General features: G+C 66.3%; 20 protein-coding genes. 18 read left to right on the forward strand and 2 right to left on the reverse strand.

The window, feature by feature from the left end:
• Positions 1–78 precede the first annotated feature (78 nt).
• From rpsM to L1O03_RS01975, 12 genes are all read left to right on the forward strand, one after another.
• Positions 79–447, forward strand: a complete 369-nt coding sequence (gene rpsM / locus L1O03_RS01920; RefSeq protein WP_236117721.1) for a 30S ribosomal protein S13 — start codon at positions 79–81, stop codon at positions 445–447.
• Between the two features lie 3 nt (positions 448–450).
• On the forward strand, positions 451–855 hold the full coding sequence (gene rpsK / locus L1O03_RS01925) for a 30S ribosomal protein S11 (RefSeq protein WP_236117722.1): 405 nt from the start codon (positions 451–453) through the stop codon (positions 853–855).
• A gap of 24 nt (positions 856–879) precedes the next feature.
• Positions 880–1485 carry a 30S ribosomal protein S4 gene (gene rpsD / locus L1O03_RS01930; protein WP_236117723.1) on the forward strand — a complete coding sequence of 202 codons (606 nt, stop codon included), beginning with the start codon at positions 880–882 and terminating at the stop codon, positions 1483–1485.
• A gap of 71 nt (positions 1486–1556) precedes the next feature.
• A complete protein-coding gene (locus L1O03_RS01935; RefSeq protein ID WP_236117724.1) occupies positions 1557–2573 on the forward strand; it encodes a DNA-directed RNA polymerase subunit alpha in 1017 nt (338 codons plus the stop codon).
• 40 nt (positions 2574–2613) lie between these two features.
• Positions 2614–3177 carry a 50S ribosomal protein L17 gene (rplQ, locus tag L1O03_RS01940; protein WP_236117725.1) on the forward strand — a complete coding sequence of 188 codons (564 nt, stop codon included), beginning with the start codon at positions 2614–2616 and terminating at the stop codon, positions 3175–3177.
• Between the two features lie 106 nt (positions 3178–3283).
• Positions 3284–3988, forward strand: coding sequence for a hypothetical protein (locus L1O03_RS01945; protein WP_236117726.1), 705 nt, complete (start codon positions 3284–3286; stop codon positions 3986–3988).
• Positions 3981–4832 carry a tRNA pseudouridine(38-40) synthase TruA gene (truA, locus tag L1O03_RS01950; RefSeq protein WP_236117727.1) on the forward strand — a complete coding sequence of 284 codons (852 nt, stop codon included), beginning with the start codon at positions 3981–3983 and terminating at the stop codon, positions 4830–4832. Before L1O03_RS01945 ends, truA begins: the two co-directional genes overlap by 8 nt.
• 72 nt (positions 4833–4904) lie before the next feature.
• Positions 4905–7259, forward strand: coding sequence for a DUF6541 family protein (locus L1O03_RS01955; protein ID WP_236117728.1), 2355 nt, complete (start codon positions 4905–4907; stop codon positions 7257–7259).
• 136 nt (positions 7260–7395) lie between these two features.
• The gene (eccB, locus tag L1O03_RS01960) at positions 7396–8667 is read left to right on the forward strand and encodes a type VII secretion protein EccB (protein ID WP_236117729.1); all 1272 of its coding nucleotides are present in this window, start codon (positions 7396–7398) and stop codon (positions 8665–8667) included.
• Positions 8668–8740: 73 nt separating this feature from the next.
• Entirely contained in the window at positions 8741–10255 is a 1515-nt protein-coding gene (locus L1O03_RS01965; RefSeq protein WP_236117730.1) for an FAD-binding oxidoreductase, read from the forward strand.
• An 88-nt stretch (positions 10256–10343) separates the two neighbouring features.
• A complete protein-coding gene (locus tag L1O03_RS01970; protein WP_236117731.1) occupies positions 10344–11618 on the forward strand; it encodes an SAM-dependent methyltransferase in 1275 nt (424 codons plus the stop codon).
• Between the two features lie 24 nt (positions 11619–11642).
• Positions 11643–12071, forward strand: a complete 429-nt coding sequence (locus L1O03_RS01975; protein ID WP_236117732.1) for a TIGR02611 family protein — start codon at positions 11643–11645, stop codon at positions 12069–12071.
• Here L1O03_RS01975 and mycP read toward each other — a convergent pair.
• Together mycP and eccD are read right to left on the reverse strand one after the other, a co-directional pair.
• A complete protein-coding gene (gene mycP, locus L1O03_RS01980) occupies positions 11986–13200 on the reverse strand; it encodes a type VII secretion-associated serine protease mycosin (protein WP_236117733.1) in 1215 nt (404 codons plus the stop codon). The two genes, L1O03_RS01975 and mycP, sit on opposite strands and share 86 nt — an antisense overlap.
• Entirely contained in the window at positions 13200–14534 is a 1335-nt protein-coding gene (eccD, locus tag L1O03_RS01985; protein ID WP_236117734.1) for a type VII secretion integral membrane protein EccD, read from the reverse strand. Before eccD ends, mycP begins: the two co-directional genes overlap by 1 nt.
• Before the next feature lie 131 nt (positions 14535–14665).
• Between eccD and eccCa the strand changes: the two genes are divergently transcribed.
• The 6 genes from eccCa to rpsI all read left to right on the forward strand — a co-directional run bounded on the left by eccCa (position 14666) and on the right by rpsI (position 21574).
• Positions 14666–18310, forward strand: a complete 3645-nt coding sequence (eccCa, locus tag L1O03_RS01990) for a type VII secretion protein EccCa (protein ID WP_236117735.1) — start codon at positions 14666–14668, stop codon at positions 18308–18310.
• Entirely contained in the window at positions 18303–19385 is a 1083-nt protein-coding gene (locus L1O03_RS01995) for a type VII secretion-associated protein (protein ID WP_236117736.1), read from the forward strand. Before eccCa ends, L1O03_RS01995 begins: the two co-directional genes overlap by 8 nt.
• A gap of 73 nt (positions 19386–19458) precedes the next feature.
• Entirely contained in the window at positions 19459–19773 is a 315-nt protein-coding gene (locus L1O03_RS02000; protein WP_236117737.1) for a WXG100 family type VII secretion target, read from the forward strand.
• A 45-nt stretch (positions 19774–19818) separates the two neighbouring features.
• Positions 19819–20106 carry a WXG100 family type VII secretion target gene (locus L1O03_RS02005; protein WP_236117738.1) on the forward strand — a complete coding sequence of 96 codons (288 nt, stop codon included), beginning with the start codon at positions 19819–19821 and terminating at the stop codon, positions 20104–20106.
• 494 nt (positions 20107–20600) lie between these two features.
• Positions 20601–21044, forward strand: a complete 444-nt coding sequence (gene rplM / locus L1O03_RS02010) for a 50S ribosomal protein L13 (RefSeq protein ID WP_236117739.1) — start codon at positions 20601–20603, stop codon at positions 21042–21044.
• The gene (rpsI, locus tag L1O03_RS02015) at positions 21041–21574 is read left to right on the forward strand and encodes a 30S ribosomal protein S9 (RefSeq protein WP_236117740.1); all 534 of its coding nucleotides are present in this window, start codon (positions 21041–21043) and stop codon (positions 21572–21574) included. Before rplM ends, rpsI begins: the two co-directional genes overlap by 4 nt.
• Positions 21575–21677: the final 103 nt, after the last annotated feature.

The raw sequence follows: 21677 nt of genomic DNA on the forward strand, positions 1-21677 counted from the left end.
CTTCCGACCGGGCACCTTCCATGTCGTGGGGACGAACAGGGAGAAAACCACCGTACAAAACCGGAAAGGTACTGCCGCATGGCACGTCTAGCTGGAGTTGATCTCCCGCGCAACAAGCGCATGGAGATCGCCCTGACTTACATCTATGGCATCGGGCCTGCCCGAGCTGCCGAACTTCTGGAGCGTACCGGCATCTCCCCGGACCTGCGCACCGACAACCTGTCCGATGAGCAGCTCAGCGCTCTTCGTGACGTCATCGAGAACTCCTGGAAGGTTGAGGGTGACCTCCGCCGCCAGGTGCAGGCTGACATCCGTCGCAAGATCGAGATTGGTTCTTACCAGGGTCTGCGTCACCGTCGTGGCCTGCCGGTTCGCGGTCAGCGCACCAAGACCAACGCTCGTACGCGTAAGGGACCGAAGAAGACGATCGCCGGAAAGAAGAAGTAACCTATGGCTCCAAAGACTCGTTCTGGCGCGCGCCGTTCCGGCCGTCGCGTCGTGAAGAAGAATGTGGCCGCTGGCCACGCCTACATCAAGTCCACCTTCAACAACACCATCGTGTCCATCACGGACCCGCACGGTGCTGTGATCTCCTGGGCCTCCTCTGGGCACGTCGGGTTCAAGGGCTCCCGTAAGTCCACCCCCTTCGCCGCACAGATGGCCGCCGAGAACGCTGCCCGCAAGGCGATGGACCACGGCATGAAGAAGGTTGACGTGTTCGTTAAGGGTCCGGGTTCGGGCCGTGAGACCGCCATCCGTTCCCTCCAGGCCGCTGGCCTCGAGGTCAACTCGATCTCCGACGTGACCCCGCAGCCGCACAATGGTTGCCGTCCGCCGAAGCGCCGCCGCGTTTAACAGGGAAGGAAAGGTAACTAGAGAATGGCTCGTTACACTGGCCCCGCAACTCGTAAGTCCCGCCGTCTCCGCGTCGACCTCGTCGGCGGGGATATGGCCTTCGAACGTCGCCCCTACCCCCCGGGACAGGCTGGCCGCGCTCGGATCAAGGAGTCCGAGTACCTGCTCCAGCTCCAGGAGAAGCAGAAGGCTCGCTTCACCTACGGCGTGATGGAGAAGCAGTTCCGCCGCTACTACCACGAGGCCAACCGCCTCAACGGTAAGACCGGTGACAACCTCCTCATCCTGCTGGAGTCCCGCCTCGACAACGTCGTGTACCGCGCTGGTCTGGCCCGCACCCGCCGCCAGGCTCGCCAGCTGGTTTCCCACGGCCACTTCCTGGTCAACGGTAAGAAGATCGACGTTCCTTCCTACCGCGTCTCGCAGTACGACATCATCGATGTCCGCGAGAAGTCCCAGAAGATGATCTGGTTCGAGGAAGCCCAGGAAAACCTTGTTGACGCCGTGGTTCCCGCCTGGCTCCAGGTTGTTCCTGCCACCCTGCGCATTCTCGTGCACCAGCTGCCCGAGCGCGCTCAGATCGACATTCCGATTCAGGAACAGCTGATCGTCGAGTACTACTCGCGTTAATCTGTCCGAATCACCTTTCAATCCTTTCCGCCTACCGACGTCATATAGCGGGCGTCAACAAGGAGAGTTTCATGCTCATTTCCCAGCGACCCACCTTGACCGAGGAGTACATCAACTCCTCTCGCTCCCGGTTCATCATTGAGCCGCTGGAGCCGGGTTTTGGTTACACCCTCGGCAACTCGCTGCGTCGCACGCTGCTGTCCTCCATCCCGGGGGCCGCAGTGACCAGCATCAAGATCGACGGTGTGCTCCACGAGTTCACCACGATCAACGGTGTGAAGGAGGATGTCTCGGACATCGTCCTCAACATCAAGGGTCTGGTGCTGTCCTCCGACTCTGACGAGCCGGTCGTCATGTACCTCAGCAAGGAGGGTCCCGGCGAGGTCACCGCAGGGGATATTCAGCCCCCGGCCGGTGTGGAGATCCACAACCCGGACATGCACATCGCCACCCTCAATGAGCAGGGCAAGCTGGACATCGAGATGATCGTCGAGCGTGGCCGCGGCTACGTTCCGGCGCTCACCTCGAACGCCTCCGGCGACATCGGGCGCATCCCGATGGACCAGATTTACTCTCCGGTCCTGAAGGTCAGCTACAAGGTCGAGGCCACCCGTGTGGAGCAGCGCACCGACTTTGACAAGCTGATCATCGACGTGGAAACCAAGAACTCCATCACCGCGCGTGATGCCTTGGCTTCCGCGGGGAAGACCCTGGTGGAGCTGTTCGGCCTCGCCCGCGAGCTCAACACCTCCGCCGAAGGCATCGAAATTGGCCCGTCCCCGCAGGAGAGCGAATTCATTGCTGCGTTCGCCACTCCCATCGAGGACCTCAACTTCTCCGTTCGTTCGTACAACTGCCTCAAGCGCCAGGAGATCCACACGGTCGGTGAGCTCGCTGAGTGCACCGAGTCCGACCTGCTGGACATCCGGAACTTCGGGCAGAAGTCGATCAACGAGGTGAAGATCAAGCTGGCCAGCCTCGGTCTGACCTTGAAGGACGCTCCGGACGATTTCGACCCCACCACCCTGGAGGGGTATGACGCGGAAACCGGCGATTACGTCGACGTTGAAAGCGAAGATTCCGAGTAGCTCACTGCGCTCACACTGATCCGTACACGAGGAGAAGACCATGCCTACCCCGAAGAAGGGCCCCCGCCTTGGCGGCTCCCCGAGCCACCAGCGGAAGATTCTGTCCAACTTGGCAGCGCAGCTGATCCAGCACGGTGCCATCAAGACCACGGACGCGAAGGCCAAGGCCCTGCGCCCGTTCGTCGAGAAGATGATCACCAAGGCGAAGTCCGGCACGCTGCATGACCGCCGCCAGGTTTTCCGCCACATCCCGAACAAGGATGTTGTCAACTACCTCTTCGAAGAGGTTGCTGAGAAGTTCGAGAACCGCAACGGTGGGTACACCCGCATCATCAAGCTGGAGAACCGCACCGGCGACAACGCCCCGATGTCTCAGATCTCCCTCGTCCTCGAGGAGACCGTGACCTCCGAGGCCACCCGCGCCACCCGCGCTGCCGCCTCCAAGAAGGCTGCTGAGCAGGCCGCTGCGGAAGAGTCCACCCCGGAAGCCACTGAGGCGACCGAGTCCACCGAGCCCGCCGAGGCTGAGGTGAACGAGGAGGCCGTCAAGGAGTCCGAGGCTCAGGACAAGGCCGCTGAGGCCGAGGAGAAGGCTTCCGAGTAAGCCCTCTCCACCCGGCCCCTCCGGCCGGACAGAGAAAGCACCCTCCCCGAGGGTGCTTTTTTCATGTCCGCGTAGGCCGCGTCGGCCCGCGCGGTATGGTGAGGCCATGTCTCTTGCCCCCTCTCGGAAAGAATTGGTGGCGGGGATCCTCCTCATCGTGGGGCTGATCCTCGCTTATGCAGGACAACTCGTGGCCGTGATCGCCTGGCCGGTGCGTTTCCCCATCGGCTACCACCTGCTGGGTGACTTGAGCGTCCGCCAGTGCGACGCCCTGGTCGAGGACTTCGCCTCCCGCTTCCTCTGCAGCCCGCAGCACGGGTGGTTCGCGGCGGGGCTCATCGGCGCCGGCGTGTGCGCGATCCTCGCGGGCATCCTGCTGGGGCAGCGGTGGATCGTCCTCATCCTGCTGGGCGCCAGCCTCATCCTGTGGACGTTCTTCCCGCTCGACGTCGCCCCCACGCCGCACCTCTGGACGGGGGTCCTCACCTTTGCGCTCTTCTGGTTCGCTGTCCTCCTCGCGCGCCCGCGCTTCGCTTTCACATGGATGTGGTGCGTCATTGCACTCATCGGCGCGGGCTTCGCGCTGCGCCACTTCTACGCCACCCCGCCCGGAACCCCTGGCGTCTACCAGCGCATTGCCATCGACGCCCTGAGCCTGGGCCTGCTCATGCACGCCTCGTGGCTCATCTCGCGCTCGCGCCAGGCGAGCCCGAAGAAGCGAGCCGCCCGGCAGCGTCGGGACGAGGAGGCCGCAGAGAAGGATGCCGCCCTCCGCGCCGCCTCGGAGGCGATGGAGAACCCGCATGACTGATACGCTCCGCCTCAAGCTGGGCATCAGCTATGACGGCACCGGCTTTCACGGCTGGGCCCGCCAAAAGCCGAAGGGCGGGGAGGAGCTGCGCACGGTCCAGGGCGAAATAGAGAAGGCACTCTCCCTCGTCCTGCGTCACCCGGTGGAGCTCACCGTCGCCGGCCGCACCGACGCCGGGGTCCACGCTGCGGGGCAGGTCGCCCACGTCGATGTGCCCGTCGAGAGCCTCGCGCAGCGCAGCATCGACGGCGACCCCACGCGCCTCGTGCGTCGCCTGTCCAAACTCCTCCCCGAGGACGTCCGCGTGCGCTCCTGCGAGGAGGCGCCTCGGGATTTCGACGCCCGATTCTCGGCGCTGCGCCGCCACTACGTCTACCGCGTGAGCACGGACCCGGCCGGCCCGCTGCCCACCCGCCGGCGGGACACGGCCACCTGGACCCGGCCGGTGGACGTGGACCGGCTCAACGAGGCCGCCGCGATGCTCATCGGGCTCCATGATTTCGCCGCGTTCTGCAAACCCAAGCCGCACGCAACAACGGTCCGCGACCTGCAGTCTTTCGTCTGGGTGGACGCGTCGAGCCCCCTCGAACCCCAGGTGCTAGAGGCGCATTTGAGTGCTGATGCCTTCTGCTGGAACATGGTCCGCTGCCTCGTGGGCGCGAGCCTCATGGTGGGGGATGGGCGCCGGGACCTGGGGTTTATCGCGCAGCTCATGAAGGAGACGCAGCGGTCCTCGGCGGTGCCGGTGGCCCAGGCGAGGGGGCTCACCTTCGTGGGCGTGGAGTATCCGCCGGAGGAGGAGCTCGCCGCGCGCGCGGCCGTGACGCGGGACCGCCGGGAATAAGGCGGGTTCGGGAGCAGGCGGTGCTACAATTCCCACGGTTAGGGAGTCCCAAGCAGGAGGTTCGGCAGGTCGATGGGGATCACCGGGGTTGTGCTCGTGGGAATCGTGGTGTTCTGCGTTCCCGGCTTTCTTTTCTCGTGGATATCGGGGGTGCGGGCGCCCTGGGCGGCGGCCATGTCCCTGCCGGTGAGCTTCGGGATCTTCGGGTTCGCTGGCTGGCTGACCAGCGTCTTAGGCGGGCGCTACATGATGAGCTCGCTCATCGTGGTGTGGCTCTTCTTCCTTGTGATCGCCGCGGTGTGGCGCTGGGTGGCCTATATCTTTGACCGCCGCCCGCACAACCCGGAAAGCGAAGGGGAGACGGTTCTGCAGGGGCCGAAGGGCGTCGTGATTGAAACGCCCGTGGACGCCGAGTTTGAGGCCGCCCCGGTGGCGTCGACGCCCACCGAGCCGGACCCCAAGCCGCCGGCCCGCCCCTCCTTCTTCTCTCCTGGCGGCTGGTCGGATCCGCGGTGGATTCTGCCGGCCCTCGGCGTGGTGGCGGGCATGCTGCTCATTATCATTCCGAGTATCCGCTGGCTCAACGCCCTGCCCCACGGGATGGACGACGTCTTCCAGGGCTGGGATGTGCACTGGCACGCCTCGGTGATCCGCTGGATTGAGGAGACCGGCAACGCGGACCCCACGCGCATGGGCGAGCTCCACAACCCGGAGAATCATTACCCCATGTACTACCCGGTGGCGTGGCATGCCGGGGTGTGGATCCTGGCGCACATCATGGGGCTGAGCCCCGCGACCGCCGTGAACTACGGCTCCATCATCATCCCGGGGATTGTGGCCCCGCTGTCGGCGGCGACGCTCGCCTGGCGCCTCATCAACGATCGCTCCCTGTTTTCCCAGATGGCCTCGGCTTTCGCGGCGGTCATCATCACGGGTATCCCGGCCTACTACTGGATTGGGAACTATGTGGGCGCCTGGCCGTACACGGCGGCGCTCTGCGCCTGCGGCATCGTGTTGGCGGCGTTCATGTCGGCCCCCTACCGGCCGATCATGCTCCTGGCCTGCGGGGTCTCCTTCATGGGGATCGTGCAGCTGCATCCGGCGTCGGCGACGGTGGTGATCCTCGGGCTCGGGCTGTGGTGGCTTCTCTGGCTCCTGTGGAACCCGGTGCGCACTCCGCAGTCGATCCTCGGTTCCCTGGGATGCCGGCTTCGCGACGTGCTCATCCTGGCCGCCGGTGGGCTCATCGGCGTGGTGCCGCTTCTGCCGCAGGTGCTGGGGCGCACGAGCGACATGGAGGGGGTGGCCTCCTTCAGCGCGACGGAGGACATCACCCTTGCCGAGAGCATCCGCAAGACCATCACCATGACCACCCGGCACGTCAACGACGGCGCCCCCTTCCACTTCATGTGGGTGGTGGTGCCGGCACTGCTCGGGCTTCTCATCCTCATCATCTGGCGCAGGAACATCTGGGCCCTGCTCTTCTACCTCATCAGCGGGATCCTCACCGTCAACGCGCTCACGCCGCTGCCGGATCCCTATGGGAAGCTCCTCAACATCGTTGGGCAGTTCCACTACGCAACACCCCACCGCCTCATCATGCCCGTGGCACTCATCAGTGCGGCCTCCGCGGGGGTGGCGATCACCGCGATCCTCGCCCTCCTGCTCCGGCCGCTGCGGCGGCGCTCGACGCGCTGGGCGGGCGTCAGCATGGTGGCGCTCACCCTGCTGGGCACCGGGGGACTGGGCTGGTACGCGCATGCGGACGTCGAGAAGGAAGGCCGGTGGGTGATCCAATCCGCGCGGCAGGAGATCCACACCTTCACCGACAAAGACCGGCGGGCCTTCGCGTGGCTCGCGAAGCAGCCCAAGGCCTATGATGGGCTCATCTTCCACGATCCCTCCGACGGCGCGGGGTGGATGTACCCGCTGGAGGGGCTGCCCAGTATCGCGCGCCACTACCACTGGCCGATGCCCGTCTACTACACGGACTCCTATCACCTGTGGGAGCACATCGACAGGATGGGGGCCGGCCTCCCGGGCGACCCCGACGCACAGAACGAGACGGACCGGCTGGCCGAGAAACTCGGCGTCCACTACGTGGTCCTCTCGCCGCCGAACTTCTGGGCCTTCCAGGTTCCCCACGAGCCGCTCACCGAGGGCACCTACACCGCGCCGGGGCTGACGCTGGTGTACAAGGAGGGCGAGGACGCGATCTTCGTCGTCAACTCCAGCTTCACCGACGAGGAAATCCAGGCCATGCGCACCTCCGGGGACTCCCCGGAGCAGCTGCCGCACCAGCCCACCTACGGGGAGCTGGGGATCGCGCGGACCGCGGCGGAAGTGAACAAGCCCTACTTCCACCGGCCCGGCGACGGGCGCGTGAGCGGGGGCTCGACGGCCGCTGCGGGCGTGGGTGCGTGGTAGGGCTGGGGCTGGGGCCGGGCGCTGCGGATCTGGCGCGCGGCCCTGCCCCCTGGTATGATCCCCCTCACTGTCGAGTGACACTGTCTATCGGGGAGCGGTTCGGGGGAATCGCTCGGGGATTCTTAGAGGGGGAAGCATGGCTGATCGCCTGTTATCGACGTCATCTGCCCAGGTCAGCGGGCATAGATTTCTGAAGCGCCGGGTGGAGCACGCGCTGGTCCTCGGCGATGCCCGCATGATCCACGATCCGCTGGCCCGACGCTACCGGGCGGCGCTGAGCGGAATGATCCTCGCGCTTCTCATCGGCGCGGGGGCGGGGCTCATGGCCGTCATCCGCCCCGCGATCAACCCGGGTGAGGCCCCCATCCTGCGCAGCGACTCCGGGGCGCTCTTCGTCCGCGCGGGGGAGCGGATCCATCCGGTGGCCAATCTCGCGACGGCGCGGCTGATCGCCGGCAGCCCCGAGGACCCCGCGCGGATCTCCGATTCGGTGCTGCTGCGCGAACCCCTCGGCCCGCCGCTGGGCATTCCGGACGCGCCGGGGGTCTTTGCGGCCGGTGCCGTCGACGAGCTGCACTGGGCCGCGTGTGCCGAGCCCGCGGGGGTGATCTCCGTCCGTGCCCGGGCGGAGGTGCGGGACCTCGGCGCGAAGGAGGCGGTGCTCGTCGCGCCGGCGGGGGAGGGCGCCGGCGAGGGGGCCGCGGACGGCGCGGAGTGGATGCTCACGGGGGAGGGCCGACGCCTCCTCCCGCCCGCCGAGAGCGCCGAGGGCAGGGCCGTCCGACGGGCGCTGCGCATCGACGCGCGCACCCCGCGCTGGACGCCGCCGGAGGCCTTCCTCAGCGCCACGCAGGAGCTCCCGCCCATGAGCCTTCCGCCCGGCACGCTCCTGCGCACCGAGGACGGCGGCTGGTGGCTTGAGCACGAGGGCACGGTGCGATTCTTGAGCGGTCTTCAGGCCGGCATCCTGTCCGACGCCGGCTGGCCTATCCGCGACGTCGGGCGCAGCTACCCTGCCCAGCAGCCCGACGCGACGGGCCCGGGGATCGACCTGCCGGAGGCCGCGCCCGCGTGGGTGGATCCCGCGGCGGACACGCTGTGTGCGACGGGGGAGGCGGGGATCGGCCGCCCGGTCGGTGCCGAGGGGGAGCGGGGCGTGGAGCTCGCGGGGGACTCGCTCGCTGGGCGCTATGCCGGGCCGCGCGAGGGCGCCGTCGCGGTGAAAAGTGGCGGAGGCCTACATATGGTCTCAGAGTGGGGCACGGTACACCGGGTGGCGGATGCCGAGGCCGCGGCTGCCCTGGGGATCGATGGGAAACAGGCCAGGTCAGCGCCGTGGTCGGTGCTGAGACTCCTGCCGCAGGGCGCGGTGCTGGGGCGCCAGCACATTCCGGGCGTGGAGCCCTAACCGGGCCGCGGGCGGGAGCGCGGCTGTCTTTTCCTCATGACGCCCCGCGGGGAAGGGTCTACTCTGGGGGACTATGCGGTGGATAGAAAGTGCAGTAAAGGCGGGCAGTGCGGTCACTCAGTCCATCCACCTGGGACGGGGATTGGACGCCCGCACCGTGCAGCCGGTCGGTTGGTACGAGCACGATCTGGCGGTCCGCGCCGTGCAGGAGAGCTTCGAGCGCATCCCCGCCGGGGAGCGCGTTCGCCTGGCGAAGAAGACCTCCAACCTCTTCAGAGGCCGGAAGGACACCTCGGTCCCCGGGCTCGACGTCTCTGGGCTCGGCGGGGTCATCGCCATTGACCCCGAGGCCCGGACCGCCGATGTCCAGGGCATGTGCACCTACGAGGATCTCGTCGATGCCACGCTGCCTTTTGGCCTCTGCCCCATGGTGGTGCCCCAGCTGAAGACCATCACCCTGGGTGGCGCGGTGACGGGGATGGGCGTCGAGTCCACCTCCTTCCGCTGTGGTCTGCCGCATGAGTCCGTCCTGGAGATGGACATCTTCACCGGGGAGGGCCGCATCCTCACGTGCTCGCCCACCCAGAACGAGGACCTCTTCCGCGGGTTCCCGAACTCCTACGGCTCCCTGGGCTACGCGGTGCGTCTGAAGATCGAGCTCATGCCCGTCGAGCCCGTCGTCGAGCTCCGCCACGTGCGCTGTCACTCCTTCGCGGAGACGGCGCGCCTGCTCGCTCAGATTGCCGACGACGGCGAGTACGAGGGCGAGCCCGTCGAGTACCTCGATGGCGTTGCGTTTTCGCCGGAGGAGTCCTACCTGGTGCTGGGGCGGGGCACGTCGGAACCGGGCCCGACCAGCGATTACACCCGCGAGCACATCTACTACCGCTCCCTCCAGCACCCGGAGGGCGTGACGAGGGACCGCCTCAGCATCAGGGATTACATTTGGCGCTGGGACACGGATTGGTTCTGGTGCTCGCGGGCCTTCGGCACCCAAAACCCCACGGTGCGACGGCTGTGGCCGCGTGATCTCCTGCGCTCGAGCTTCTATTGGAAGCTCATCGGGCTGGACCGCAAGTACGACATTGCGGATCGTTTGGAGGAGCGCGCCGGGCGGCCTGCGCGCGAGCGGGTGGTCCAGGACATCGAGGTGACCAGCGATAAGCTGGCGGATTTCCTCGAGTGGTTCTTCCAGGCGAGCGAGATCGAGCCGGTGTGGCTGTGCCCGATTCGCCTCCGCCGGGGTGTGTCGGAGCTCGTCGGCACGGGCGAGGTGGTGAAGGACTCCCCGCACCCCTGGCCGCTGTACCCGCTCGACGCGGAGCAGTTGTGGGTGAACGTGGGCTTTTGGTCGAGCGTTCCGGTGGACCTGCTGGGCTCGGATGCCGAACCCGGCGCCTTCAACCGGCTGGTCGAGCGGCGGGTTGCCGAGCTGGGCGGCCACAAGTCGCTGTACTCGGAGGCCTTCTACACGCGGGAGGAATTCGAGAGCTTGTACGGCGGGGCGATCCCCGAGGAGCTCAAGGGGGTGTACGACCCGGATCGTCGTTTCCCCGGGCTGTATGACAAGACCGTCCGCGGCGCCTAAGGCGCTACGGGAGGCACCACAATTCAAGAGAGTGACGAGAGTGAAGGGAAAAGAGTAGAGCGAGATGTCTGGACACAACTTTGAACCGATGACTGTTGCCGAGATGGTGGAGTCGATGACCACTCCGCCACTCCCGTTTCACATCACTGCTTTTGATGGCTCGAGCACGGGCCCGGAGGACAGCCCGTATCGCCTGCATTTAGCGAGCCCGGAGGGCCTGGCCTACATCGCGACGGCCCCCGGTGACCTCGGCCTTGCCCGCGCGTACATCACGGGCGGCCTGCAGATCCATGGTGAGCACCCGGGTCACCCGATCGGGATGTTCGATTCCCTGCAGAAGCTCTACACGTCGATTCACCGTCCCGACGCCGCGACCGTTGTCAGCTTGCTCCGCTCGCTCAAGCACTACAACGCCTTTAAGCTGCAGCCCATCCCGGAGGTGGAGCAGACGAGCCGCTGGCGCAAGGCGCTGGTGGAGGGCCTGTCCCGTCACTCCAAGGAAAGGGATAAGGAGTCGGTTTCCTCGCACTATGACGTCGGCAATGATTTTTATGAGTTGGTGCTTGGGCCCTCGATGACCTACACCTGCGCCTACTACCCGGAGGGCGGGGACCTGAAGGCTGCGCAGGAGAACAAGCATCGCCTCGTTTTTGAGAAGCTCCATGTCCACGAGGGGGACCGGCTGCTGGACATCGGCTGCGGCTGGGGGCAGATGGTGCTCTTCGCGGCGCGCCGCGGGGTGAAGGCCCTGGGCGTGACGCTCTCCCAGGAGCAGTACGAGTGGGCGCAGAAGGCTATTGCGGCGGAGGGCCTGGAGGATCTCGCTGAGGTTCGCTGCATGGATTATCGCGATGTGCCGGAGGGTGAGTTCGATGCGATCTCGGCGATCGGCATCCTGGAGCACATCGGCCTGGCGAATTACACGGATTACTTCACGGAGCTCTACGGAAAGCTCAAGCCGGGCGGCCGCTTGCTCAACCACTGCATCACCTACCCGGATAACCATCCGCGCAAGGCCGGCAGCTTCATCGACCGCTACATCTTCCCCGATGGGGAGCTCTCCGGCTCCGGCACGATCATCAAGAAGATGCAGGATGTGGGCTTCGAGGTCCTCCACGAGGAGAACCTGCGCTTCGACTACCAGCGCACTCTCCACGATTGGTGCGAGAATCTCCGCGAGCACTGGGATGAGGCCGTCGACCTCGTCGGCGAGCCCATCGCCCGCCTCTGGGGCCTCTACATGGCGGGCTCCGAGTGGGGATTCCGCCACAATGTGGTCCAGCTTCACCAGGTGCTGGGCGTGAAGCTCATGGAGGATGACTCCCGCGGCGAGCTCCCGGAGCGCATGTGGTGGGAGGTCTAAGCCTCCGCTAGTCTGGGCTGCACTATGGCAACGATGCGTCAGATGGTCCATGAGCGGATCGAACAGTTCAAGGACACTCACCAGAAAACCAAGGAAAGCCGCTATGGCTTCCTTGTTCGTCCGCTCACCCTGATCCTGGGGTGGACCGTGATGATTGCCGGGATTATTATGATTCCGCTGCCGGGGCAGGGGTGGCTCACCGTCTTTATCGGTGTGGGCATCCTCTCCCTCGAACAGAAGTGGGCGAGCAACCTCTTGACCTGGGGTGTTCGCCAGTATGACCGCTTTGTGGAGTGGTATGGCCGCCAGAGTTTTGGGCTCAAGGCCGTGTTTATGGTGGCTCTCATTGTGCTCATCTGGGTGGTGTTCATCGGCCTGGCCTATGCCTTCTGGAAGTGGGGTTCGGCGGATTGGCTCGACCCCGCCGCCCGATGGATCGGATTGCGCCGTTAAGAACCCAGCCGCCCACGCCAACGCCCGCGAGCAGCGCGCAGAGCTGGAGGCTTCGGCGCCGGGGTGAGGTGTCGACGACCGGCTGGGCGGCAAGCCGCACGGGGCGCGCGGCCTCATCCTCCACCCGGGTGGGGCCGGGCAGATGCGTGAGCGCGGCGAGGGGAGTGATCTCCCCGGTGGCGGGGAGCGCCGAGGAGGCGAGCCGGTGCCGGATCTGGGCGGCGGACTCGTGGGGGTAGCGGGATCTCAGCAGCGCCGCGATGCCGCTGACTACGGGTGTTGCGAAGCTCGTCCCCTCCCACGAGCGTACGCCCTCGTCGGTGAGGACACCCTCGGCCGGCCGGGGATCGCCCACGGGGGAAAGCCCTCGCGCGACGTGTCCCGGCGCGGCGAGGAGATCGGGGCCGGGGAGGGAATAGTTCGCGATGCGCCCCTCCGGGGTGAGTGCGGAGACCCCCACGACGGTATCCGCGTGGGCGGGGTACACCACATCCCCGGGTGAGCAGCCCTGGCTGGCATTGCCCGCGGCGGCGACGACCACGACATCGCGTTCTTCGGCGTGGGCGAGCGCGGCGTCGAGGGGAGTGTGGTCAACTCTCTCGTTCTGGGTCGGGGAGAGGCATGCGACCACCGAGAGATTGATGACGCGCGCCCCCTTGTCCACGGCCTCGTTGATGGCGGTGGCCATGCTCGCGAGGGTGCCGGCGGCATCGCGATGGGTTGACGACGTCTGGCGGATGCTGAGGATGCGCGCCCCGGGTGCGATGCCGACGATGTCATCGTGCCCCGGGTCGGGCCGTGCCCCGATGATGCCGGCGACAATCGTGCCGTGGCGATCGCAGTCCTCCGTGCCATCGCCCTCCCCGACGAGGTCTCCGCCCCCGATGACCTCGCCGAGCCGCGGGTGCGGGTGGACCCCGGTGTCGATGACGGCAACGGTGATGCCCTCGCCCTGGCTGAAGCGGTGGGCGGCTGCGAGCTCAGAATCGGGCGGGCCCGGAGGGTTGGTGCTGTGGGAGAGCTCGGCGCAGCGTTCCTCCGCGCCGGCGAGGGGGAGAGGAAGAATCACCATCATCCCCCAGAGCAGCCCAAGGACAAGGGCAAAAGCCCATGGTTGGTGTGTTCGCATTAGCCCAACCCCCGGATTGCCGCGAAGAGCCCCATGAGGTGCAAGGACAGCGGAGCAATGAGAGCAAGGGCAAGGAATTCTGCGCGCTCGTACCACACCATCGTGGTGGGCTGTAGCGCGGTGATGATGTGCCACCACGCGGGCGCGCTGGTCATCCCGAGCGCAAGAATGAGACAGAATCCGACACCCCATTCGGTGGCCCCTTCCTGCACGGTGGCAAGCATGGTGGCCAGGAGAGCGAGGATCGCGATCCCGCTAAGGAGGGCCCTCCCCCAGGGGCGGTGATAGCGCATGGCGTGCAGGATGACCGCGCCGGCAGTGGCCAGGCACAGGACGAGTGCGGTGACTCCGCGGCCGGCACCGGCGGCGCTCAGCGCTACGAGGAGGAGGCCCGGAGCCAGGATGAGCGTGGCGGCGAGGAGGAACCCGTCGTGAAGCTCGCCGGCGCGGCGGGCGGAGTCCTCGCGGTGAGGATCGACATCGTCGGAAATGGCGAGTGTCTGCCCCGCTGAGGGCAGCCTCGGGACGGTGAGCCCGGCGAGGCTCATGGCGAGGCGCGGTGTGCAGAGGAGAAGGGTCATGCCGAGGAGAATGGCCTCGGCGGCCAGGGCGCAGACGCCCATTCCGGCGGCGATACTCACGGTCCCCAGCACACCCGCGAGGCCGAGGCTGCCTATCCCCGCAAGCCATCTCCAGCTCAGCCGGGCGATCGCGTGCAGTGTGCCCACGCAGGTGAGCAGGGCGGCGACGGCGGCGGCGATGCCCCAGGCGAGCTGCGGTGCGTGCAGCGAGTCGGGGGTGAGGACTGCCGTCGCGCCCACTCCCGCCGCACAGGCCAGTGCGGCGAGGGGAATAGCGATCGTGCCAGGGCAGCGGCGATGGAGAGTGAGCAGACCCAGGGTGAGGAGAAGGAGCCTCGCCCAGAGTGGTACCCCATCGAGCGGCCACACCACCAGGAGAGCGGCGGCAGCACCGGCGCCAAGAAGAGGCAGCCAGGGGAGGAGGCGCCAGGGTGGGCTCTCCGGTGCGGAGTCGAGGAGAAGCTCGGCGGCGTCGCGGACCACCGGCGTGGATTCCTCCACTCGCGGCGAGAGCACCACGATGCTTCCGTGGCGAAGGCCCGTCGCGGCCAGCGGACAGGTGAGGTCCAGGAGCGTCCCCGAGACTGTCGCAGCTCGCCACGGGCGATCGACCCGCGGAGCCTGGCTGAAGGCCATGACGTCGTCCATGACCTCATTGAGCGTCGAGGACGCGGGAACCGCGAGGTCAACCTCGCGGTGATGGCTGCCGACGTGGATGCGGAAACTCAGCCGTACAACATGATCCGTGATCATAGGATCCCCCCAAAAAATTTTCCCCCAAACAGTAGTGCGTGACGGCCATTGTGCCCTAAGATGAGCGACAAGTCCATAGGGGCGGGGAAATACAATCACACAAGGGGGGAAATATGCTGCTCAGCCCTACCATGAGCACAATTGTTCCGGCCATGACGATGGCCGATCGAGAGGCGGTACCACCCGTGCCACACGGCACGATCGACGTGGAGGCCGTCCCAGGGGCCAAGAAGGGCCAGAAGATTCCGCTCATGCGCATCATCGTGCCGGTCATCATGGTGGCGGCCATGGTGGGGATGGTTCTCATGCTTTTTCTTGGGCAGGGGACCGTGCATCCCATGATGCTGCTCTTCCCGATCATGATGGTGGCCTCGCTCTTCATGTCGATGAGCTCGGGCAGCGGGACGGACATTGATGAGACACGACGCACCTACCTGCGCCACCTGGGAAGTCTCCGGGAGCGTGCTCTCAGCAATGCCCGGGAGCAGCGTCGGAATAGCACGCACCGGCACCCGCACCCGGCGGACCTGCGGGGGATGGTGGGAAGCCGCCGGATGTGGGAGCGTGCGCCCGGGGATCCGGATGTTCTCGAGCTTCGTCTCGGCGTGGGCACCATGGAGCTATGCACTCCCATCGAGGTGAAGGATCCCGGCGCGGCGGAGGATCTGGACCCGGTGTGTGCGGTCTCGCTGCGGCACACGCTCAACGCCGTGGGGATGGTGGGCGATATGCCCATTGCGCTGCAGCTTCAGGCTTTTGGCTACGTCGGCCTCTGCGGCCCCTGCGCCGATGACGTGGCGCGCTCGCTCATCGCGCAGATCCTCTTCCACCACGGTCCAGAGTGCGTGGGCATTCACGTCGTGGGGACGGGGTGGGAGTGGCTGAAGTGGGTGCCTCACCGGCGCGACGAGCAACGCGCCCAGCATCGGATACTCCTGGTGGATCGCGTGGACCTCTCGGAAACGGACGATGTGCTGGCCGAGAACTCGTGGGATTGCGTCATCAGCATCGGCTGCCGGCCGGGCACCTACCTGCGCTCCTGCTGCGAAGACGAGGGCCTGCTTCTCCTCTGCGGGGAGACCCTCGCCGTCCTCACCGAGGACGGGCAGGAAGACATCGGGCGCCCCGACCGGCTCGATCGGCGGGCGGCCGTCGACCTCGCACGCCGCATGAGCCCCTACGAGAGGCCCTCGGCCCGCTCACGCGAATCCGCCCCCGGCGACGCCCACACCGGACTCTTGGGGCTACTGGGGATCGCTGACCTCGCGAAGGTGGACATGGACACGCTGTGGGAACCGCGGGGCCAGGCGAATCTCGCCATCCCCTTTGGGATCGACGACGGCGGGGCGCCGGTCATCCTCGACATCAAGGAGTCCGCCAAGGGAGGAATGGGGCCTCACGGACTGTGCATCGGGGCGACGGGATCCGGAAAGTCGGAGACTCTGCGCACGCTGGTGGTATCCCTCGTTGCCACGCATTCGCCCCGGGAGGTGAACCTGGTCCTCGTTGACTTCAAGGGCGGCGCCACCTTCCTGGGGCTTGAGCGTTTGCCGCACACCTCGGCAGTCATCACGAATCTGGAGGAGGAGTCCATCCTCGTCGAGAGGATGCATGACGCCATCAGCGGCGAGCTGCACCGGCGGCAGGAGGTGCTTCGCCGCGCCGGCAACTTCGCCAACGTGTCGGAGTACAACGCCGCCTGCTCCGAGCGTGAGGATCTTGAGCCGATGCCCGCGCTCTTCATCGTCGTCGATGAGTTTTCCGAGCTCCTTGGGCAGCACCCGGACTTCGCCGACCTCTTCGTCGCCGTCGGCCGGGTCGGGCGAAGCCTCCACGTTCACCTGCTCCTCGCTAGCCAGCGCCTCGAGGAGGGCAAACTCCGAGGCCTCGATTCTCACCTGTCCTATCGCTTGGGGCTCAAGACCTTCTCCGCCGCCGAGTCCCGCCAAGTCCTCGGAGTTCCCGACGCCCACCAGCTCCCCGCGAGCCCCGGCGCGGGCTTCCTGCGCAGCGATGCCGATCAGCTCACCCGCTTTCAGGCTAGCTACGTCTCCGGTCCGGTGCCGCGTCGGGTCTACCGCAGGTCCGAGGGGACGGCGATGGTGAGGCCATTCCGTTCCTGGGAGGACATTCGCCTCGCTCAGGGCGAGATCTCCGAGGCAGAGGAGATCATCCTCGACGAGTCCACCACGGTCCTCGATGCCGTCGTGGACAAAGCCGTGGAGGCGGCCGCGCGCCGGGGTGAGCGTGCGCATCAGATGTGGCTGCCGCCGCTGCCTGCGCGCATGGATCTTGCGTCGATTGCCGGGGCGACGGGGGACTATGCGGGGTGGGCGGCGCCGCTCGGGATCATTGATCGCCCATACCAGCAGCGCCAGGATGTCTTCCTGTTGAGTCTGGATGAGGCCGGCGGGCACTGTGCTCTGTGTGGTGGCCCGCGCTCGGGGAAGTCGACGGCGCTGGCGAGCATGGCCGTATCCTTTGCCGTCCACCACGGCCCCGATGAACTAGCGATCTACGTCCTCGATTGTGGCGGTGCGCTGGGTTTCCTGTCCCACCTCCCGCAGGTGGCGGGCATCGCGGGGCGCGATGAGGAGGAGCGCCTCCGGCGGATCATTGATGAGCTCATGAACCGTGTCGACGGCGCCGAGGACATCCAACCGGGACGCACAATTCTCCTGCTCATCGACGGATGGCACACCATCCACGAAGAGTACGAGGACCTCGTCGAGCCCATCACGCGGCTCGCCGCGGACGGGCCTGCCGCGGGGATTCACCTGTGCATCTCCACACCGCGGTGGGGGCTTCTCCGGCCGGCCATCCGGGATCTGCTGCACCACCGCATCGAGCTGCGGATGAGCGATCCGCTGGACTCCATCATCGACCGCCAAGCCCAGGCGAGGGTGCCGCTGCAGCCTGGCAGGGGAATCACTCCCGACGCGGAGCAGCTCCTCATCGCTGCGTGCGCTGCCCAGGATGCCGCCCATGTGGCCAATGTCTGGGAGAAGGCCGGCCAGTCGCGCGTGCCGGCACTCGCCATGCTGCCGGATGTTCTTCACCGTTCTGCTCTGCCCGCGGCCTCCCCGGAGGGGCTTCCGCTGGGGATCGGCGGGCCCCGGCTCGACGTCCTCCAGTGGAATCCGCAGCGTGATCCCCACCTGTTGTGCGTGGGATCTCAAGGGTCGGGGAAGTCCACGGTGCTCCGAAGTATCGCCGAGGGCTTCGCGGAGCTCGGCCGGGAGAGGGTTCGGCTCGTGCTCATTGATCACCGCCGAAGCCACCTCGGGGCGCTGCCAGAGGAGATGCTGGCTGCGTACTCGGCCTCCTCGGCCACCACCGCGCAGGTTCTCCGCGATGTCGTCACGACCGTGACGTCTCGGCTCCCTGGCCCGGAGGTCACGGCGGAGCAGCTCAAGGCCCGGGATTGGTGGGAGGGGCCGGAGATCGTCGTCATCATCGATGACGCCGACCTGGTCAGTGATGCCGATCTCCACCCGCTCATTGCTCTTCTTCCCCATGCGCGCGATGTGGGCCTGCACATGGTGGTGGCCCGAAAGTCCGGCGGTATTGGCCGAGCACTCTATGCGGCCTTCTTCGCAGCACTCAAGGATCAGCTCCCGGCCCTCGTGCTCCTTGACGCAGATAAAGAGGAAGGCCCCATCCTCGGGGTGAAGCCGACGAGGCAGCCGGTGGGCAGAGCAGCCTGGCAGTGCCGCACGCAGATGTGGCCGACCTGCCGCATGAGTACATCCACGACGGGGGAGAACGATGACTGACACACTGCACGTCATGGTGACGGTGCTGGATACGGCAACAATCATCGAGGGGCCGGAGACCGTCTACCGCTACGACCTGCCCGGCACTGGGGTGAGAGAGGGCTGGGCGACAGAGGGGGTCATCACCCAGATTCGCGATAGCACGGGCCCCCACTGGCCAGACATCGACGTCTGCATTGACGCCGAGGAATCCACCGCGCACTCCCTCCGCGAGGCACTCCGGGATCACGGTATCCACGCTCGCTGGATACACGACGAGGACACTATGCCCCGCGAAGCGGAGGGACGCTCCCCAGACAGTGGGCCCCCCACGCTTGCACCCGCGACGAGCGAGGAGTTTCTGCCGTGGGAGGAGGATGAGCTCGACGACGAACCGCCGCTGTCACGCGGACGGGCACGCCCAGCTCAGCACGGTTCACCACGGCGTCGCCCGGGCCGGCCGCGGGGGGACGACGCCTCGCGTTGGAAAAGCCCGCTGGTCCTCGCAGCTGCCGTCGTCATTCCGATCTGCCTCGTGGTGAGCTGGTGGGGGCTCAGCCACGCGTTCAGCTCAGCGGATGCTGCGGCTCCGCCCGCCCTCCCCGAGGCCGGGCAGCCGGCGACCACCGAGACGCAGGGGAAGGGGACGTCGTCGAGCCCTCCTGAGGAGACCCCACCGCTGCCGCTTCGACACGGCGACATTGAGCTCACGCTGCCCGCGGGCTTCCGCTTTGTGGAGGACAACGGGGCGCTGCGGGCGGAGGGAGAGGATCCGGATGTGCGGATTCACCTCGCTGTTGACCCGGTGCACGGGGTGCCGGCGGCGGAGGTCCGTAAGGAGATTCTGCGGATGGTGGAGGACACCGAGGCTCTCACCTTAAGCACCGATGATCCCGCCGGGGCTATCACCTATGTGGAGGATCCGGGGGACCACTCGCGGGTGGAGTGGACGACGTGGATCGCGGAGGGAATGCAGTTCAGCGTGGGGTGCCATCACCGGACGGGGCAGTTCACGATGCCACAGCGGGCGGCGTGCCGGATGGCGGTGGATAGTCTTCACCGGGCAGGGAACCCGAAGCCGTCGAAGACAGTCTGAGGTACATGAAGCCCATCACAGGGTGGGTCTTTCACACCAATCAACACCGAATCGTTCGAGGAGGGGCGAACACATGTCGCTTTTGAGGACTGAAGCCGACGTCATGCGGGCCACCGCAGGCCGCGTCGACGATACGAATTCCCAAGTGCAAGGGGAGCTGCAGCGGCTGCGGGGCGTCGTCGACGGCGTCCGCAGCAGCTGGGCTGGAGAGGCGCAGGTGAGCTTTGACGGGCTCATGGAGCGGTGGAATAGCTCCGCCCGGCAGCTCCAGGAGGCGCTCAACGCCATCAGCGAGAACATCCGATCCAACGCCACGCACTATGAGGCCATGGAAGCAGAAAACTCGCAGGCCTTCAGCGCCGTGGGCGGGGCTGGGCTCGCACTCTAGAGGGGCAGACTCCCTCGTTCACACTCACAGAAAGGGCATGCATCGATGAGCCAGATCAAGTATCAATTCTCTGCCATTGAGGGGGCTGCGGCGGATATTTCCTCCACGTCGGGGAGAATCAATCAGCTCTTGGCGGATCTTGCCGCGCAGATTAAACCCATGGTGTCCACATGGGAAGGCGAGGCCGCCAGCGCCTACCAGGTGGCGCAGGACAAGTGGGATCGCGCGGCAGAGGACCTCAACCAGGTTCTCGCCACCATTTCCCGCACCGTCTCTCAAGGAAATGAAAGGATGAGTGATGTTAACCGTCGCGCGGCCGCCAGCTGGGGCTAAGCGACACCCGCATGATTGATACCTCGTGAGTGGGGTGGGGGCGCTGCGGTCGTGGGCATGACCATCCGTCTTCTTTCAGGGGCAGATGAGGCCGTGAGCGCACGAGAACCTTCTCGCATGAGCCCACCTCCTTCACGATGGGGGACCTTCCACACAGACTTCTGCACCATCATCGGAGTCTCCGGCGGGGCGCACGTGAGCGCCCCGCCCTTCTGCATTCCCTGATTCTCCCGGAACGCCGCGGCGCTCCATGGCACCGTGCAGTGCAGGAGCCATTTGGTTCCCGGGGAGTCATCCGCTACGCTGTTCTCTTTGTGTGGAGTCTGCCGTGATGCGTGGCTCATCGGTTCCCACTTGGTGGGAGCTTGACGGGTTCATCAGGGAAGACAGCAGATCAACTCGGGTCTCCACCGGCCGCCGTGTTTGATTTCCACCCCGCGGTCTCGTGACCGCTTTGTGGCTGGCAGTTCTGGACAGACTTGTAAGGAGTCATAGTGTCTACTTTCCACCCGAAGAGTGGTGACATTACCCGTAAGTGGTATGTCATCGACGCCACTGACGTGGTGCTGGGTCGTCTGGCGACGCACGCGGCGAACCTGCTGCGTGGCAAGGGCAAGCCGATCTTCGCCCCCAACGTCGACTGCGGTGATCACGTCATCATCATCAACGCTGACAAGGTTCGCGTGTCCTCCAACAAGCGCGAGCGCGAGTTCCGCTACCGTCACTCCGGCTACCCGGGCGGTCTGAAGACCATGACCCTGGGTCGCGCCCTTGACCTGCACCCGGAGCGCACCGTGCACGATGCCATCAAGGGCATGATGCCGCACAACAAGCTCTCCCGCGCTTCCATCAAGAAGCTGCACGTCTTCGCTGGCGAGGAGCACCCCTACGCCGGCCAGAAGCCCGAGAACTACGAGATCAAGCAGGTGGCACAGTGACCGAGAACAACATCGAGAACAACGTAGCCGACGCCGCTGACATCGCTGCTGCAGCGGCTGCGACCGAGGAGTTCACCAACACCATCGGTGACGCCGTCGCTCCCGCCGAGGCCGAGACCGAGGCTCCCGCCCCGGCTCAGCACGAGGGCCCCATCCAGACGGTTGGTCGCCGTAAGCGCGCCATCGTCCGCGTCCGCATGGTGCCGGGCACCGGCAAGTTCACCTGCAACGGCCGGACCCTCGAGGAGTACTTCCCGAACAAGCTGCACCAGCAGCTCATCAAGGATCCGCTGACCCTCCTCGAGCGCGATGGTCAGTTCGACATCCAGGCGAACCTCAAGGGCGGCGGCCCCACCGGCCAGGCTGGTGCGTTCCGCCTCGCGATCGCTCGCGCCCTCAACATCTACAACCCGGGTGACCGCAAGGCCCTGAAGAAGGCCGGCTACCTCACCCGTGACGCTCGTGCCGTCGAGCGCAAGAAGGCCGGTCTCCACAAGGCCCGCCGCGCTCCGCAGTACTCCAAGCGTTAAGCTTCGGCTGGTATTGTCAACGCCTTCTCCCCGACGTGGGGAGGGGGCGTTGTTTCGTATCACCCGCCACATTGGCAAACACAGGCAACACGGGTATCGCTCG

Origin of the sequence: Corynebacterium uropygiale, from assembly GCF_021568315.1 — a bacterium.
GTDB lineage: Bacteria > Actinomycetota > Actinomycetes > Mycobacteriales > Mycobacteriaceae > Corynebacterium > Corynebacterium uropygiale.